Origin of the sequence: Clostridium sp. Marseille-Q2269 (assembly GCF_943736985.1) — a bacterium.
In the GTDB taxonomy this organism is placed as follows: domain Bacteria; phylum Bacillota; class Clostridia; order Clostridiales; family Clostridiaceae; genus Clostridium_F.
In genome coordinates this window covers 253,280-271,263 of the sequence record NZ_CALSFS010000002.1, presented here as the reverse complement: position 1 = coordinate 271,263, position 17,984 = coordinate 253,280, and the positions used below count along the sequence as shown (strand labels likewise).

Below are 17,984 nucleotides of genomic sequence, written 5' to 3'. Positions count from 1 at the left end.
ATTTATATTTTATTAGTTTATTTCATTTAGATTAATAGTTATTTTAAATATGAAGTGAATTTAATAGTATAAATATAAATTGTATTCATATAAAAAGCCATATATTATAAAAAGGTTATTAATCGAAGTTAGTGCCTTTTTATTAATATATGACTTTAGGGCTATATTATTTATTGAATAAAAAATTGCATAAATTATATAAATTATAGGCTTCTGGTATATTGGTCATATCTATATAATCTGTAGGGAAATCTCCATCAAATGGATGTATAGAAATATATTGTTTATTAAATACATTTATTATATATTTATCTTTTTTAAATGTGAAAAATATTTTATATATTGGCTTTGATTCTAAATTTTTAACTGAAGTTTTAAAGTTTTGTTTCCTTAAAAGAGATACAAAGTTTTTTATAAGTTCTTTATCTTTTCTATTGATTTCTATGCCTTTGTAGAAATTAGTCTCTAATATGGTAACTTTATATTCTTTTTCTAGAGTTATATTTTTAGCTAAAAGGTTAGTGTAGTAGAAGTTGGTTGGCTTTTTACCTTTCACTGAATCTATAGGGAAAGTTATATTGCAAGATGTTAGAAGAAAACAAGGAATACAGATTAAAAATAATATCTTGAAAATTTTTTTCAAATAAATCACCTACATAATTTATTACTAATTAAAACTATGAATTCTTTTTACTTTTTATTACCATTATTAATGGTATAATAATAAAAAATACATTTATCAGGGAGGGTTAAGCTTGAAATATAAATTAATAGCATTAGATATGGATGGAACTTTATTAAATGATAAAAAGAAAATAACAGAAAAAACTCTTTTTTATATAAAAAAAGCAAAAGAAGCAGGGGTTAAGGTAGTTATATCTTCTGGAAGAGTTCCTGCAGGATTGAAGTTTTATGAAGAAGCTATATCTAAAAATGAACCTATGATTTGTGCTAATGGTGCATTAATTTTAAATGACAAAAAAGAGCCTATATATAATGAAGGAATTCATAAGGATACATTTTTAAATGTTATAGATATCTTAAGAAAATATAAAGATACATATTATCATTTTTATCATGATAATATAATGTGTGCAGAAAAGTTTGATTATAGTACAAAAAAATTCTATGAGTTTAATAAGACTATAGATAGAAAATATAGAATGGAAATAAGGATAATTAAAGATAGCAAGGAATACATTAAAAATATATGTAGTGAAATAAATAAAATAGTAGTTGTTGATAATGACTTGAATTATTTGAATATGATTCAAAAAGAAATAGAAGATAATTTAAATCTAAGTGTAACTAAATCAGATATAAGTAATATAGAAATATGTGATTTTGGAATTAGTAAAGGAATAGCGTTAGAGAAACTATCTAATTATTACAATATTCCTATAGAAAAGTGTATAGCTGTAGGCAATGATGAAAATGATATAAGTATGATAAAAAAAGCAGGAATTGGAGTATTAATGAAAAATGCAAGAGAAGAATTAAAAAAATATGCTAATTATATAACTTATAGGGATAATAATAATGATGGAATAGCAGAAGTAATAGAAAAATTTATTTTATCCTAGTATTTATTTAGGTGTAGGTTTTACATAATATACTTAAAATATTTATAAATATACAAGGATTTATAAATATACAATAACATTTTAACTAGATGACATAATAAAATTGAATGTATACTAAAAAAATGGTATAATACCGGGCGTAGGTATAATTATATAGGTAGTATAAAAAGAGGAGTTTTAGTTATGGAAAATCAAAAGAAAGATGTTAAAAAAGATATACAAACAAGACTTAGAAGAATTGAAGGTCAAGTTAAGGGTATAGAGAAAATGGTAGAAAATGAATGTTGTTGTAGAGATGTTCTTATACAGATAGTAGCTATAAGAGCAGCTATGAATAAAGTAGGCGGGTTGGTTCTAGAAAACTATGCAAAAAAATGTTTTTTAGGTGAAAATAAAGAAAAAGATGAAGCTATAGAAGATTTAGTCTCTACTCTTACTATGTTTATGAAATAAGTAGATTATGATTTGTGAACTTTTAAAAATTAAATTTAAAATAGAAGGTACTTTTAACAAATATTTATTTAAAAGTACCTTCTATATTTTAAATACCTTCTAATATTTAAAATATTAGTAAGAGTATTAATATGAATATTTTAGATATGCTGGTCCAATTATTAAAGAAAATTTTTTAATTTTCATTTGTATTTTCCATCTCTTTGTTTTTGCCATTTTTTAGTTTCCTTACTGCATTCTTTTCCTTAAATTTATATATAAGTCTTGTAATAGAAGATACCATAACCATTCCTAAGGCTATGGCCCCTGCTATAGATATGGTAGTAAATCCAGTATTCAAAGCTCCAGTTACATCTCTTTCAATTACTTTTTGCATTGTGTAATACATACCTCCCCCAGGAACTAAAGGAATCATAGCACATATTACCATTAATGTTACAGGAGTTTTTTGTATTCTTGCCATTATTTCTGAATATATGCTTCCTGATACAGATCCTATAAAAAAGCTAAATACTGTAGAGCAGTTATTTTTTATACATATAAGATAGAATATCCAAGCAATACTCCCACCTAAAGATGCAGATATAAGTTTTTTACCTTTTATATTAAATATACCTGCAAAACCTAAAGAGGCTAAAAAGGCAAAAATAAAATTTGAAATTATAATCATAAAGTAACTCCTCCTAAATATATCCACAACTTAAGTATTACACCAGAGCCTACTGCTATAGCTACAGCAATTAAAAATGCTTCTGATCCTCTTATTAGTCCAGAAATTAAATCTCCAGCAATAGTATCTCTTAGCGCATTTACTATAGCAATGCCTGGAACTAAGATCATGACAGATCCTATTATTATTTTATCTACATTTAAACCAGGTACTATTAGTGTACTTAATAAAGCTAGAAGAGATACTGTAAAACCGCTCACAAGATTAGTAAAAAATACATTAACATTAAGATAACTTAAAAAAGAAAGCACAGGTTTTAATATAGCACCTATCATAAATGCAATAAGAAAATCTAAGTAGTTTCCTCCAAATAATAATGTAAAGAAAGATGAAATAAAACAAGAGCAAAGTATCTCTATTTTATTACTATAGTGGACACCACTTTTTATGATTTCTAATTCTTTTTCAACTTCTTCTAAGGTTAAATTATTTTCTTTTATATTCCTAGATAAACTATTTACTTTATCTATCTTATCCAAATCTATAGTTCTGGTTATAATTCTTTTGCTAAGAGCAGTAGTCTTTCCAGTTTCGTCCGTGGCAGATATCATTATTACAGTAGGAGTAACATAGTTATCAGAATCATTTATATTGTAGGCAGAACAGATTCTCCCCATAGTTTCTTCAACTCTATAAGTTTCACCACCACTTTCCAATATTATTTTCCCAGCTTCTGCAGCTATTTTTATTATTTTGTTCATATCCATATTATCACCGTTTTATGCAAAATTTTTGTATTACCAAAAGTATTATAACACCAAAATTATTATTGTAAAATGGGATTTTTATATAAATAAAAAAGTTGGAGTTTATTGATTATTTTCAATTTTACAACTATAATCTATAGTTAAGATATGTTTATTTTAGGAGTGTGGTAATGTGAATTTTACAAATTTATCAAAGACAGATTCAATATTGTTGGACATGATGAAAAAGGAGGAAGAAAGGCAGGAGTATAATATTGAATTGATAGCTTCAGAAAATTTTACAAGTTTGTCTGTAATGGAAGCTATGGGATCTTTATTAACGAATAAATATGCAGAGGGCTACCCACATAAAAGATACTACGGTGGATGTCAATTTGTAGATGAAGTAGAAGATTTAGCAAGAGAGAGATTAAAAGAATTATTTGGTGCAGAACATGCTAATGTGCAACCTCATTCTGGTTCACAAGCTAATATGGCAGTTTATATGTCTGTACTTGATCCTGGAGATACCATACTAGGAATGGATCTATCTCATGGTGGACACTTAACCCATGGAAGTCCAGTTAATTTCTCAGGTAAATTATATAATTTTATATCATATGGTGTAGATAAGAAAACAGAAACTATAGATTATGATTTATTAAGAAAGATAGCTTTAGAAAATAAGCCTAAAATGATAGTATCTGGAGCTAGTGCATATCCTAGAATTATAGATTTTGAAAAGATAAAGAGTATTTGTGATGAAATAGGTGCTTATATGATGGTTGATATGGCTCATATAGCAGGACTTGTAGCTACGGGTATACATCCATCTCCAGTACCTTATGCAGATTTTGTTACAACAACTACTCATAAAACTTTAAGAGGACCTAGAGGCGGGGCCATTTTATGTAAAGAAAAATATGCAAAGGCAATAGATAAAACTATATTTCCAGGAATTCAAGGTGGACCATTAATGCATATTATAGCAGCTAAGGCTGTTTGTTTTGGAGAGGCATTAAAAGATGATTACAAACAATATATAGATCAAGTTGTTAAGAATGCTAAAATCTTAGGAGAAGAATTAGATAAATATGGATTTGGGTTAATATCTGGAGGAACAGATAATCATTTATTATTAATAGACTTGACTAATAAAAATATAACTGGAAAAGATGCAGAAAAACTTTTAGATTCAGTAGGCATTACAGTGAATAAAAATACAATACCTTTTGAGACTTTAAGTCCTTTTATAACTAGTGGAATTAGAATAGGAACTCCAGCCGTAACCACAAGAGGATTCAAGGAAGATGAAATGAAAAAGATAGCATATTTTATAAATTATGCTATAGAGCATAAAGAAGAGAATTTGTCTGAAATAAAAGCGCAAGTGAAGGAATTATGTGCAAAATATCCTTTGTATGAAATAAAATAAAAAAATATAAATAATTATAAAAAACAAATTCAAAAATAAGGGCTTATATTCCAAAATAGGAGTATAAGCCCATATTATTACGATATATTGTAGAAAAACCATATAAATTCAGAAAATATAGCAATTTTAAAGTAAAATCATGTGTAGACAAAAATAAAAATAATATGTACAATGAATCTGTAATCAGAAAATTTAATAAAAAATTAGATATATGGGAAATATTGTTCATGAAATGAAATATAAAAGTTTTATATTTTAAAAAGATTTGAATTGTTCTTGTAAAATAGGTATGATTAGAATAAGGAGAATTTAAAGAATAGTCACAATATTAAATTTTCTCATAAATAGAGATGTTTTTATTATAAAAGTGTTTTCTATAATCTTAACTACTCTTACAAATGTTAAAATTCATAGGTCATGGAAACGTATTCTCAATATCAAAAACATTAATATATTGCAAAAAATGATTTGCAATTATATTTTTATTATATTTTAAAATATATGAAAATTTACATAAACCAATTGGATGTAATTAAATTTAGATTATTAAATATATTATTTTTCGGAGGTGCTTTTATGAAAATAGTATTAGCTTTAGGAGGAAATGCATTACAATCAGATCCAAAAGATAAGACTCCAGAAAGCCAGTTAAAAACTTGTAAAGATACAGCAAAATCTATAGTAGATTTAATTCAAGAAGGACATACGATATCAATAGTTCATGGAAACGGTCCTCAAGTAGGTCAAATATTAGCTTCTGTAGAAGCTGGATATAAAGCAAATAGTTCAAATGTATTATTCCCATTTGATGTTTGTGGAGCTTTTTCACAAGGTTATATAGGATATCATCTTCAAAATGCAATAGAAGAAGAATTAAATAAGAGAAATATTAATAAGCCTGTAGGCACAGTAGTTACTCAAGTGTTAGTAAATGCTGATGATGAAGGTTTTCAGAATCCTACAAAACCAATAGGATCTTTTTATAGTGAAGAAGAGGCTAAAAAATTAGAAGCTGAAAAAGGTTATGTAATGAAGGAAGATTCAGGAAGAGGATATAGAAGAGTTGTTGCTTCACCAAAACCTGTAGATGTTATAGAAAAAACTATGATAAAACAACTAGTTGAAGCAGGAAATGTAGTAATTTCTTGTGGAGGTGGTGGAATTCCAGTTATAAATGATAATGGTATTATAAAAGGTGTTCCAGCAGTTATAGATAAAGATTTTGCAGCTGAAAAACTAGCAGAAATAATTAATGCTGATATGTTATTGGTTCTTACAGCTGTGGACCAAGTTGCTATAAATTATAATAAACCAAATCAAAAATCTTTAGATAAAATGACTTTAGAAGAAGTAGATAAATATATAAAAGAAGGACAGTTTGCACCAGGAAGTATGCTTCCAAAAGTTGAGGCTTGTAAAAAATTCGTAGAATTTAGTGAAAATAAAATTGCATTAATAGCATCACTTGCAAAAGCAAAAGAAGCTATTAATGGAACTTTAGGCACAAGAATAGTAAAATAATAATAGTCAATATTACTTTTTTATATATATTTGTTGAGGTTAAGGGATAAAAATAGTAAAATGATAATTAAAAAGGTTGCATAATATAATGTGATCTATAATATAAAAGATTTCAATACAAAAATTATACTATTAGGAGGAACAACATATGTTTAATTTAAAGAACAGAAACTTTTTAACATTAATGGATTTTACACCAAAGGAAATAAATTACTTTTTAGATTTAGCTAGGGATTTAAAAAGAGCTAAATATACAGGTACTGAAGTACAAAGAATGAAAGGCAAAAATGTTGCTTTAATATTTGAAAAAGCTTCAACTAGAACAAGATGCGCATTTGAAGTTGCAGCAAAAGATCAAGGTGCTCATGTAACTTATTTAGGACCAACAGGTAGCCATATTGGTAAAAAGGAATCAGCGGCAGATACTGCAAGAGTTTTAGGAAGAATGTACGATGGTATAGAATATAGAGGATTTGGTCAAGAAATCGTTGAAACTTTAGCTAAATATGCTGGAGTACCAGTTTGGAACGGATTAACAGATGAAGATCATCCAACTCAAATATTAGCTGACTTTTTAACAATAAAAGAACATTTTGATAAACCATTAAAGGAAATCAAATTTGCATATGTTGGAGATGGTGCTAACAATATGGCAAATGCTCTTATGATAGGTGCGGTTAAAATGGGAATGGACTTTAGAATAGTTTCTCCAAAAGAAATACCAACAGATGCTACATTAGTTGCTAAATGTAAAGAAGTAGCAGCTGAAACAGGAGCTAAAATAACAATAACTGATAACATTGAAGAAGGTGTTAAAGGTTGTGATGTTCTATATACAGATGTTTGGGTATCAATGGGAGAACCAGATTCAGTATGGGAAAGTAAAATAAAATTATTAACTCCATACAAAGTTGATATGAATATGATAAAAATGACTGGAAATCCAGAAGCTAAATTTATGCACTGCTTACCAGCATTCCATGATGAAGAAACAGCAGTAGGTAGAGAAATAAAAGAGAAATATGGTTTATCAGAAATGGAAGTTTCTCACGAATTATTTGAAAGCAAATATTCAATCGTGTTTGATGAAGCTGAAAACAGAATGCATACTATAAAAGCTGTTATGGTTGCAACATTAGGAAATCAATAATAATTAATATATAAGATAAAAGGAAGAATGAAACCATTCTTCCTTTTATTTTTTATATTAAAAACTACTGGCTATATAGATATGATTAGAATAAAAAAGTGGGTTATAAAAAACATAATATTTATTAAATAATATATTTCCACCTCAATATAAAAACAATTATATTGAATTTGTTTTATAATATAGTTCATAAAAACAAAGTTTTTTTAAAGAAAATCACCTATTATTTTAATAAAACCTATGATATAATTGGAATAATACGAATTATAAAAAATAAATAATTAAAAATATTCGGAAAGAGGGATGAGAGTGGGGAATAAAATAAAGACATTGTTCGTAGAGAAAAAACCGGAATTTAGAGTTGAAAGTAAAAAGATATTAAATGATTTTAAAATGGGACTAAATATAGAGAATATAAAGGATTTGAGAATCTTAAATAGATATGATGTAAGTGGCATAAATGATGAAGAATACAATTTAGCCAAGTACACTATATTTTCAGAAAGAAATGTGGATAACTTGTATGAAGAAAGCTTTCCTTATGATATGGAGGACAAAATTTTTTCTGTAGAATATTTACCAGGTCAATATGATCAAAGAGCAGATTCTGCGGCGCAATGTATAGAAATACTTACTCAAAAATCAGGAGTTATTGTTAAGTATAGTAAAATTTATGTTATAAAGGGGAATATAACAAATGAAGAACTAGAAAGAATTAAGCAGTATTCTATAAATAAAGTAGATTCTAGAGAAGCACATATTGAAAAACCTAATTCTTTAGAAGATGTTAAGCCAGAAGTAAAACCTGTAAAAGTTTTAGATAAATTTATAGATTTAAGTGAAGAAGAGTTAAAACAGTTTCTAGAAGATAGAAGTTTGGCCATGACTTTTGAAGATCTAAAATTTTGTAGAGAATACTTTAAAAATATAGAAAAGCGAAACCCTACTATGACAGAGATTAAAGTTATAGACACTTATTGGTCAGATCACTGCAGACATACTACTTTTATGACAGAAATAGAGGAAGTAAAAATACAACAGGGAATGTATTCTAATCCTATAAAAGTAGCGTATGAGGATTATAAAAATATAAAAAACTGCATATATGCAAAAGAAAAAGCTATTTGTCTTATGGATATAGCTACAATAGCCTCAAAAGAGCTAAAAAGGCAAGGTCTTATGAAGGATTTAGATGTATCTCCAGAAATTAATGCGTGTAGTATAGTAGTGGATGCTGAAATAGATGGTAAAACAGAAAAATGGCTTGTTATGTTTAAAAACGAAACTCATAATCATCCTACAGAAATAGAACCTTTTGGTGGTGCAGCTACTTGTGTGGGGGGCGCCATACGAGATCCACTTTCAGGAAGATCTTATGTTTACCAAGCTATGAGAGTTACTGGTAGTGCAGACCCAACAAAAAATATAGAAGAAACTATAGAGGGAAAACTTCCTCAAAAGAAAATAACTACTGAGGCAGCTCATGGATATAGTTCTTATGGAAATCAGATAGGTTTAGCTACAGGACAAGTTACAGAAATTTATGATGAGGGATATATGGCTAAAAGAATGGAGATCGGTGCAGTTATAGGTGCAGCTCCTATGGAAAATGTAATAAGAAAAGAACCTAAACCTTCAGATATAGTTATATTATTAGGAGGAAGAACAGGAAGAGATGGTATAGGTGGAGCTACAGGTTCTTCTAAAAAACATACAGAATCTTCTATAGAAAACTGTGGTTCTGAAGTGCAAAAAGGAAATGCTCCAACAGAAAGAAAAATTCAGAGGCTTTTTAGAAATAAGGAAGTAAGCGTTATGATAAAAAGATGTAATGATTTTGGAGCTGGTGGTGTATCTGTGGCCATTGGAGAACTTACAGATGGCCTTTACATAGATTTAAATAAAATTCCTAAAAAATATGATGGCTTAGATGGAACAGAATTAGCTATATCAGAATCTCAAGAACGTATGGCAGTTGTAATTTCAAAGGAGAACAAAGAAAAGTTTATTAGATTGGCAAAAGAAGAAAATTTAGAAGCTACTGTAGTAGCAGAGGTTAAAGAAGAGAAAAGACTTAAGATGTTATGGCAAGATAGTATAATAGTAGACTTAGATAGAGAGTTCTTAAATAGTAATGGTGTAGTCCAAAAGACTAAGGCTCTTATAACTACTCCAGAGAAAGCAAGCTATTTTAAAAAAGCAACTATAAATTGTAAAGAAACAATAAAAAATAAATGGATTAAAAACCTAAAAGACCTAAATGTGTGTAGTCAAAGAGGATTAGTTGAAATGTTTGATAGTACAGTTGGAGCTGGCACTGTTGTAATGCCTTTAGGAGGGAAATATCAAAGAAGTCCACAGGAAGGTATGGCAGCTAAGCTTCCAGTATTAGAAGGTAATACTACTACAGCAACAGTTATGACTTATGGATTTAATCCTAAAATATCTACATGGAGTCCATTTCATGGAGCTATATATGCTGTTATAGAATCTGTAGCTAAAGCTGTAGCTATGGGGATAGATTATAAGGATATAAGACTTACTTTTCAAGAGTATTTTGAAAAACTAGAAAATAAAGCAGAAAGATGGGGAAAACCATTAGCTGCTCTTTTAGGAGCATTAAAAGTTCAAAGAGAATTTTCTATTGCAGCCATAGGAGGCAAAGATAGTATGTCCGGAACTTTTAAAGATATGAATGTACCACCTACATTAGTATCTTTTGCTGTAGGTATTACAAATGTTGATAGAATAATATCCTCAGAATTCAAAGAAGTAGGAAGCAGTATCATATATATAAAGGCTAAAAGAAACAAAGAGGATATGCCAGATTTTCATGTGCTTAGAAAAAATTATGAATGTGTATATAAAGCAATATCAACAGGTAATGTTTTAGCTTCTTCAACTATTAAATTTGGAGGAATTTCAGAAGCTATAAGTAAAATGTGCTTTGGAAATAACCTTGGGGCAAATTTAAAAAATTTAGAAAAGGAAGAGTTATTTTCTCCGGACTATGGTTCTATAATACTAGAGGTTAATAAAAATTTTGATTTAAACATATTAGAAGGAATAAATTATAAAATAATTGGATATACCACTGAAAAAGCTTGTATAGAAATTTTAAATGAGGAAATATTATTAGAGCAGTGTTATAAGGGATTTGAAAGTACACTAGAGAATGTATTTATATCAAAAGTAGAAAAAGAATGTAAAAAAGACTTAAATATACCACTATATAAAAGAGAAAATAAAAAATCATTAGGAATACAGGTTCCTAAACCAAAGGTTTTAATACCGGTATTCCCAGGCACTAATTGCGAATATGATTCTAAAAGAGCTTTTGAAAAAGTTGGTGGAGAAGTAGAGCTATTTGTATTCAATAATATGAATTCACATAATATAAAAGAATCTATAAATAGTTTAAGTTATAAAATAAGGAGCTCAAATATAATTATGCTACCAGGTGGATTTAGTGCTGGGGATGAACCAGAGGGATCTGGTAAGTTTATAGCAACTATATTTAGAAATGAAAAAGTTAAGGATGCAGTTATGGAATTATTAAGAGTTAGAGATGGATTAATGTTAGGTGTATGCAATGGGTTCCAGGCTTTAATTAAATTAGGGTTGGTACCATTTGGAGAAATACGTGATATAGATGAAGAATGTCCTACTCTCACTTATAATGATATAGGCAGACATCAATCAAAAATCGCATATACTAAAGTCATTTCTAATTTATCACCTTGGTTTAATAATGTAGAAGTAGGAGATATACATGCAATACCTATATCACATGGAGAAGGTAAATTTTATGCTAAAGATCATATAATGAGAGATTTAATAGATAAAGGTCAAGTAGTTACTCAATATGTAGATGCTGATGGAAATACTGCTTGTGATATAAAATATAATCCAAATGGTTCTGTATTTTCCGTAGAGGGTATTTGCAGTCCAGATGGTAGAATATTGGGCAAAATGGGACATTCAGAAAGAATTGGATATGGAACATTAAAAAACGTACCAGGTAATAAAGATCAAAAAATATTTAAGTCTGGAATAGAATATTTTAAGTAAATACAAAGTATATAATTTTACAAAGGTTACGCATGAAAAATACGGAAAAATTCAAATTGTATTAAAAAAAAGTCCATCTTAAAAAAAGAATTATTTTAAGATGGACTTTTCTCATTTCCTTTTATAAGGTGAAATTTCCAAAATAATTTTCTGAAAATAATACAAATTTAAAACATTTTAAATTGACAAAACAGTAACTAGAATATTATAATTAAATTAGATAGAAGTTGAGTTTAATACTATATAATGTGTAGTAGAAGTTTACTTTTTATAATAATAAAGAGGTGATATAGTGAAAATTATTTTCTACACATTCATAATCTTTTTATCTTTTAGTTTAATTGCTTTTCTTTTAACCACTGCAAGATTTATATACCATCACAAATATGGTAAGGCGGTTTTTAAAATCAATAAAAATAAATACAAAAAAAGTCAGAGATCTAAGAAAGAATTTTTAATGACAGTTAGTCCTTTTAAGGATGAAAATGATAACGTGTTCTTACCTTTAAAATATGTGGCTAACTCGTTAGGAATGAAATTATATTATGACGAAAAACGAAATATGATAATAAATGTGATGGATAAAAGTATTAAAGCTAATAAAGAAATAATCTTTATAGAAAATAGCTCAAAAAAGTTAAAGAGAAAAATAGATGATAATATAAAGATTATAAACAATGAATTAATGTTACCACAAAGCTATATTAAAGATATATTTGATATAAATATAGAAATAAATAACAACACAGGAGAAGTAGTACTTAGATAAGTATATGGAAAAAGAATTATGAAAAACATTATAAAGCAATTAAAACATCCTATTTAGTTAATAAAACGTTTAAACTAAATAGGATGTTTATTTTTTATAAAATATTTAAATTAAGTATTAATTGATGTATGAATTGCCATCAAGAGGAATTAAAACTTGTAGAGAAGGTGATCCATCTGCTAAACCTACAGCATAAACAGTATAATATTTATTAGGTTTTAAATTAGCATTAGGAGATGTTAATACTACATCTTCTGTATTAGTAAGTTTTAAATTAATTGTGTAATTATCTGGATCTAATTCATAGTAAGAAGTTATATTTTTGTAACCTATATTAGTAAATATTTCTTCATTATTCATATAAAAATCTACATTTGGAGCATTGGGAGAAAGATGTATAAAACGGACATAGGATTTATTTGGGTTCTTATTATCTAATTTTTTATCAAGTATAGGAAATAAAGCTATATCTTTAAGAAGTCCAGTGGCTGCTATTGTATATATAGAATTTGGTGGAATAAAAAAATTTCCATCTATAATAGGCATTTCACTTTCACCAGTAGGAAATACTTTTATGTTATGAACCATAGAACTTAAAGGCATGTACTTGGTGAAACTTTTATAAGATAAGCCTTCCGATATTAAATTCTCATCCATATATATATCTACTGCAGGGGCATCTGGAGATGCATGAAGAATTCTAATATATGATTTTTCATCACTTTTTCTAAATTTTACTTTGTTTTCATGGAAACAAGGCAAATCAAACATAATAAAACCTCACTAAAAATTTCTACAATATTAATATATATATCACTTCTAAAATTTGTTACATAATATTAGATTTAGTTGTTAAATTATTAGCTAAATATAATAAGGTAAAAAATATAGAATTAAGAGAATAATTTGTTTTAAATTTTCTAAATAGTTTGTTATATTTTTATAAAACATATTGATAAAAAATTTTTTATCTTTTTAGAATTAATAAAAAAATTTATAAAAAAATTATAAATACATTCATATTTTACTAATATATACTATATAAATATAATAATTAAGACAATATAATATAGAATTTTTAATAAATAATTAAAATTTATTTATTATATAGCAGTATCATTATAATATAAATAAAAACAGTTATAAAAACAATCTGTTTTATAACTGTACAGTAAGAAAATAGATTGTTAATAAATATGAAATAATTTATTTTAAAAAATTCAGAAATGTATATTTTTTAACAATTATATCTGTAAAATATTAATATAAATGCAATTCTTTTAAGGTTTTAATATTATTATGCAGTAAATTCAAAATATTCAAAGGTAATTATTTAAAATAAAGAATAATCATATAAATAGCAATTTTACTTAATATTTGAAAAATGATAACATTTACAACAAGGGGGTTAATCAAAATTCATTTTAAGTCATACATAAAAAGGGGAGAAGTTTATGGAGTTTTTATTAAATATTTTTAAAAATATCAACAATGTACTATGGTCATATATATTGATGTTTTTTTTATGTGGTGCAGGGATATTTTTCACATTTAAGTTGGGTTTTGTACAAGTAAAGAAGTTTAAAGCAATGTTTAAACAAGTATTTACTAAAAGTGATAATGATGATGGAATTAGTTCATTCCAAGCATTAGCTACTGCAGTAGCAGCACAAGTGGGGACAGGTATTTTAGCAGGAGCTGCTACTGCTATAGCATCTGGTGGACCAGGAGCTATATTTTGGATGTGGATTAGTTCTTTTTTTGGCATGGGCACTATATTTGCAGAAGCGGTTTTGGCTCAAAAATATAAGACTCATTCTGAAGATGGAGAGGTTTTAGGAGGACCTGCTTATTATATAAGGGATGGACTAGGCAGTAAAAAACTAGCTAGATTTTTCGCATTTGCTATGATGGTATCTGCCTGTTTGACAGGGGATATGGTTCAGTCAAATTCTATATCTATAGCAATAAATAAAGCATATAATGTTCCAACTATAATTACAGGATGTGTATTAGTAGTACTTACAGCTATGATAGTTATAGGAGGAATACAACGTATAGCTTCTGTAACAGAAAAGCTTATACCTATAATGGGAGCCTTATTTATATTAGGAAGTTTAATAATTATATTCAAAAATTATTATAATATAATTCCAGCTTTTAAGATGATATTTGTAGGAGCGTTCAATCCAAGAGCTGCCACAGGTGGACTTATAGGGGCATCTGTAAGAGAAGCCATGAGATATGGAGTATCTAGAGGTTTATTTTCTAATGAAGCAGGTATGGGGTCTACACCTCATGCACACGCAGTGGCAAATGTAAAACATCCAGTACAACAAGGATTAGTTGCTATGTTTGGAGTTTTTATAGATATATTTGTAATATTAAATTGTACAGCCTTTGTTATACTTACAAGTGGATCTTTAGATGGCAAAACTACAGGTATAGAATTAACACAAAAAGCTTTCGTAAATGGATTTGGAGGTTTCGGGAATTCTTTTGTAGCTATTAGTTTATTCTTCTTTGCTTTTTCAACTATGATTGGGTGGTTTTTCTTTGGGGCTTTAAATGTTAAATTCTTGTTTGGTAAAAAAGGAATGAAGTTCTATACACCTATATATTTAATTTCTTTAGTGTTAGGTACTATTTTAGATGTACCTGTAGTATGGGAATTAGCGGATACATTTAATGGATTAATGGTTATACCAAATTTAATAGCATTAATAGGATTGGCTAAGTTAGTTAAGGATGAGCTTAAAGATTATAACGAAAATTTCTTGTTAAGACAATCAGTGGCTAATAGAAAATCCCATAATTTATAAGTTTATATAAAATTTAAATGTTAAAAGCAGGAATAAATATTCCTGCTTTTATTATAAACTTATAATTATGACAGTGTGAGTTTATAGAGGTTATATAATTATAAGTTATATAAGCAACCCTATTTAGATGAATATGGTGTTATTTGCAGAAGTCATTTCTTCTACTATAGTATACATATTTGTTATTTCTCCAATTTTAAGCTTATCTTTTATTCCATAAAAATCAAGACAAGTTCCACAGCTTAGTATAGTGACTCCTTTGTTTTTCAAAGATTCTATACTTTCAAGACATTCAGAACCTTCCACTGTAAGCTTGACTCCACCATTTAAAAATAATAAATGAGAAGGATGCTTATCACTTTCACTTAAAGCATATAAATAGCTTTTCATTAGAGCACTTCCTAATTTGTCATCTCCACTACCAAGAACGTTCTTAGAAATAACCATAACTAATTTATCAGTATTTGATAAAATTGATTCACAATCAATACAGTGCTCTTTTGTCATAGTTATGTAATATAGAGAATCTTTTTCTTCTACTTCACTTTTAAACCCATTCTTTTCGGAAAGTTTTAAAATATTATTTTTAGCTACTTCGTTATCTACTATGGTAGTAGCTTGGCCCTCTTCTATAGAATCAAAGAATTTTTTTGTGTTGATTACTGGTTGTGGACATTTTAGTCCTTTACAATCAATTATTTTAGTCATATCTTTAGCCTCCTAAAATAAATCTTATTCATGATTTTAATTATATCACAAATTTACCAGCAAACTTATAAATAATATTTATAGATAATAACAAAACTATTTCGTAAAATAACAAAATTGTTACGTAACAGACTTTAAAGGATTAAAATTAAAACAAGGAATACTTTTAGTCAATAGATGGTTATAAAAATAAAGAATATTAATATTTATATCCTAAGATTTAAGCTAATGGCCTAATGCCACGTCCTGTTTACTTTACTCTTAAATCTTATTCTATAAATAAAGTATTCTAATTATTTTTCTAAATATCTATTTTCTTAAAAGTATTCATTGTTTTAATCCTTTTAAAGGCTGTTATATAATTTTTCAGTTTCATATAAATATTTTAAATTTAAATATTTTAAATTTAAAATATAAAACAATTGGTGTACTCAGGAAATTAATCATACGAATTTTCATTGCTAACGTATAAATATTTAGTATAAAAATTAACATATGTAAATTTTATGAATGATATACTTACCCCGCATGCTACGCATGAATCTTCTAACGAAAATTTTTTAAAAGCCCTTTCTTTTAATGATAAAAATAATTGTAGATTTTACGTAACAAAGAGGAGTAAAATCCTCATTTTGTACTTCCTATTCCATAGAAAATTACCTTTAAATAGTTATATTATCTTTCCTTAGATTAAAAAAATGAGATATGTGGTGTAAAAGGCATTTGAATAAAATTAGCGATCCTTATTTGTTTTACCGAAATATATGTATATTCCCAATCATTGTTTGAGCGTTCAGCGAGTGATGATTTGGAATCATATATTTTAAGGAAAAACAAATTAGAATCTCTTATTGAAGTGAATTGCCTTTCAAGCCACATATCCTTTTTTAAAATTTAAGGTAGTGACTTTTTACGTCATAATTTCCTTAAATTATAAATAAGTTTTAAATTTTAACTTGAAATTTCGCTTCATGTTAGGTATATTTATAGTTGTTTTTATTTTATGCGTTCTTAAAATTATCTAAACATGTCCTTTATTATAAAGGATATAAAGGAAGTTTATAGAATATAATTATAGAATATGATTATTATTGATGGATTTATTTTTTTATTGTTAATAATTCAATATACTAGTGATACAGAGTAATACAAATAAGGAGTGAGACTATGGTTCCAATAATTTTTACAGATGCTAGTTGTGATTTGCCAAGAGATTTTATAGATGAAAATAATATACCTTTTTTAGGGCTTATGTGCAATTTTAAAGGGAAAGATTGGGAAGATGATTTTGGAAAGACATTATCTTATGAGGAATTTTATAAAGGTATTAAAAACAGTGAGATGCCTTCTACCAGTCAGATTAATGAATATAGATTTGAAGAAAAATTTAAAGAATTATTAAAATATGAAAGACCTATAATATATATAGCTATGTCATCTGGATTAAGCGGTACTGTGAATAGTGCTAAAGTGGCTAGAAAGGAAATATTATCAGAAAATCAAAATGCTGACATAACTATAATAGACACCAAATGTTCATCTATAGGAGAAGGGTTATTAGTATATAATGCTGTTAGAATGGCCAAAGAAGGTAAATCTAAAGATGAAATAGTAAAATGGATAAATGAGAATAAAGATAAAGTTAATCATTGGTTTATGGTTGAAAACTTAACTCACTTAAAAAGAGGGGGAAGAGTATCAGCAACTTCAGCAACTATAGGAACCTTATTAAACATAAAGCCTATTATACACATAGAAAAAGATGGTACTCTAAAGAATGTAACTAATATAAGAGGAAAGAAAAAGGCTATAAGATATATTTTAGATAGATTTAAGGAGAAATGTATCAATTACGATCAGGTAACAGTTGGTATAGTTCATGGACATTGCTTGGAAGAAGCAGAAAAATTAGTAGAAGCACTAAAAGAAGAGTTTGGTGTAAAGAATTTTATAGTTAATGAATTAGGTATAGGAATGGGAGCACACTGTGGAGACGGTATGTTGGCGTTATGCTTTATAGAGAATAATATATAAATCATATAAAAGAATCCTCCTT

Annotated in this window: 14 protein-coding genes; 9 read left to right on the top strand and 5 right to left on the bottom strand. The window is 27.3% G+C overall.

The window, feature by feature from the left end:
• Positions 1–166: 166 nt before the first annotated feature.
• Complete coding sequence (locus NGI68_RS05225; RefSeq protein ID WP_353505355.1) at positions 167–643, bottom strand: DUF4883 family protein; 477 nt, start codon at positions 641–643, stop codon at positions 167–169.
• 112 nt (positions 644–755) lie between these two features.
• Here NGI68_RS05225 and NGI68_RS05220 point away from each other — a divergent pair, with 112 nt between their 5' ends.
• Positions 756–1,583, top strand: a complete 828-nt coding sequence (locus tag NGI68_RS05220) for a Cof-type HAD-IIB family hydrolase (RefSeq protein WP_251860433.1) — start codon at positions 756–758, stop codon at positions 1,581–1,583.
• Positions 1,584–1,766: 183 nt separating this feature from the next.
• Entirely contained in the window at positions 1,767–2,036 is a 270-nt protein-coding gene (locus NGI68_RS05215) for a metal-sensitive transcriptional regulator (RefSeq protein WP_251860432.1), read from the top strand.
• A 175-nt stretch (positions 2,037–2,211) separates the two neighbouring features.
• Here NGI68_RS05215 and NGI68_RS05210 read toward each other — a convergent pair whose 3' ends face one another.
• Together NGI68_RS05210 and NGI68_RS05205 are read right to left on the bottom strand one after the other, a co-directional pair.
• Positions 2,212–2,706, bottom strand: coding sequence for a threonine/serine exporter family protein (locus NGI68_RS05210; RefSeq protein ID WP_251860431.1), 495 nt, complete (start codon positions 2,704–2,706; stop codon positions 2,212–2,214).
• Positions 2,703–3,473, bottom strand: coding sequence for a threonine/serine exporter family protein (locus NGI68_RS05205; RefSeq protein ID WP_251860430.1), 771 nt, complete (start codon positions 3,471–3,473; stop codon positions 2,703–2,705). The genes NGI68_RS05210 and NGI68_RS05205 overlap by 4 nt, the downstream gene beginning before the upstream one ends.
• A 172-nt stretch (positions 3,474–3,645) precedes the next feature.
• Between NGI68_RS05205 and glyA the strand changes: the two genes are divergently transcribed.
• From glyA to NGI68_RS05180, 5 genes are all read left to right on the top strand, one after another.
• On the top strand, positions 3,646–4,887 hold the full coding sequence (glyA, locus tag NGI68_RS05200) for a serine hydroxymethyltransferase (protein ID WP_251860429.1): 1,242 nt from the start codon (positions 3,646–3,648) through the stop codon (positions 4,885–4,887).
• A gap of 576 nt (positions 4,888–5,463) precedes the next feature.
• Positions 5,464–6,408, top strand: coding sequence for a carbamate kinase (gene arcC / locus NGI68_RS05195; protein WP_251860428.1), 945 nt, complete (start codon positions 5,464–5,466; stop codon positions 6,406–6,408).
• A gap of 148 nt (positions 6,409–6,556) precedes the next feature.
• Positions 6,557–7,558 (top strand): ornithine carbamoyltransferase, encoded by a 1,002-nt coding sequence (gene argF, locus NGI68_RS05190; protein WP_251860427.1) that lies wholly within the window; start codon positions 6,557–6,559, stop codon positions 7,556–7,558.
• 309 nt (positions 7,559–7,867) lie between these two features.
• Positions 7,868–11,629 carry a phosphoribosylformylglycinamidine synthase gene (locus tag NGI68_RS05185; RefSeq protein ID WP_251860426.1) on the top strand — a complete coding sequence of 1,254 codons (3,762 nt, stop codon included), beginning with the start codon at positions 7,868–7,870 and terminating at the stop codon, positions 11,627–11,629.
• A 292-nt stretch (positions 11,630–11,921) separates the two neighbouring features.
• Complete coding sequence (locus tag NGI68_RS05180; protein ID WP_251860425.1) at positions 11,922–12,398, top strand: stalk domain-containing protein; 477 nt, start codon at positions 11,922–11,924, stop codon at positions 12,396–12,398.
• 117 nt (positions 12,399–12,515) lie between these two features.
• On the opposite strand, the gene NGI68_RS05175 is transcribed toward NGI68_RS05180, so the two are convergent.
• Positions 12,516–13,169: a DUF4397 domain-containing protein gene (locus NGI68_RS05175; protein ID WP_251860424.1), complete on the bottom strand. Its 654-nt coding sequence runs from the start codon at positions 13,167–13,169 to the stop codon at positions 12,516–12,518.
• Between the two features lie 683 nt (positions 13,170–13,852).
• Here NGI68_RS05175 and NGI68_RS05170 point away from each other — a divergent pair.
• The gene (locus tag NGI68_RS05170) at positions 13,853–15,220 is read left to right on the top strand and encodes an alanine/glycine:cation symporter family protein (RefSeq protein ID WP_251860423.1); all 1,368 of its coding nucleotides are present in this window, start codon (positions 13,853–13,855) and stop codon (positions 15,218–15,220) included.
• A 123-nt stretch (positions 15,221–15,343) separates the two neighbouring features.
• Here NGI68_RS05170 and yedF read toward each other — a convergent pair whose 3' ends face one another.
• On the bottom strand, positions 15,344–15,928 hold the full coding sequence (gene yedF / locus NGI68_RS05165) for a sulfurtransferase-like selenium metabolism protein YedF (RefSeq protein ID WP_251860422.1): 585 nt from the start codon (positions 15,926–15,928) through the stop codon (positions 15,344–15,346).
• A 1,167-nt stretch (positions 15,929–17,095) separates the two neighbouring features.
• Between yedF and NGI68_RS05160 the strand changes: the two genes are divergently transcribed.
• Positions 17,096–17,962 carry a DegV family protein gene (locus tag NGI68_RS05160; protein WP_251860421.1) on the top strand — a complete coding sequence of 289 codons (867 nt, stop codon included), beginning with the start codon at positions 17,096–17,098 and terminating at the stop codon, positions 17,960–17,962.
• The last annotated feature ends 22 nt before the right edge of the window (positions 17,963–17,984 follow it).

What these genes read in the sequence shown, in the direction of transcription:
- arcC (WP_251860428.1), top strand. Translation starts at nt 5,464, where the DNA reads ATGAAAATAGTATTAGCTTTAGGAGGAAATGCATTACAATCAGATCCA.
- NGI68_RS05215 (WP_251860432.1), top strand. Translation starts at nt 1,767, where the DNA reads ATGGAAAATCAAAAGAAAGATGTTAAAAAAGATATACAAACAAGACTT.
- NGI68_RS05210 (WP_251860431.1), bottom strand. Translation starts at nt 2,706, where the DNA reads ATGATTATAATTTCAAATTTTATTTTTGCCTTTTTAGCCTCTTTAGGT.
- NGI68_RS05170 (WP_251860423.1), top strand. Translation starts at nt 13,853, where the DNA reads ATGGAGTTTTTATTAAATATTTTTAAAAATATCAACAATGTACTATGG.
- yedF (WP_251860422.1), bottom strand. Translation starts at nt 15,928, where the DNA reads ATGACTAAAATAATTGATTGTAAAGGACTAAAATGTCCACAACCAGTA.
- NGI68_RS05175 (WP_251860424.1), bottom strand. Translation starts at nt 13,169, where the DNA reads ATGTTTGATTTGCCTTGTTTCCATGAAAACAAAGTAAAATTTAGAAAA.
- NGI68_RS05160 (WP_251860421.1), top strand. Translation starts at nt 17,096, where the DNA reads ATGGTTCCAATAATTTTTACAGATGCTAGTTGTGATTTGCCAAGAGAT.
- argF (WP_251860427.1), top strand. Translation starts at nt 6,557, where the DNA reads ATGTTTAATTTAAAGAACAGAAACTTTTTAACATTAATGGATTTTACA.
- NGI68_RS05205 (WP_251860430.1), bottom strand. Translation starts at nt 3,473, where the DNA reads ATGGATATGAACAAAATAATAAAAATAGCTGCAGAAGCTGGGAAAATA.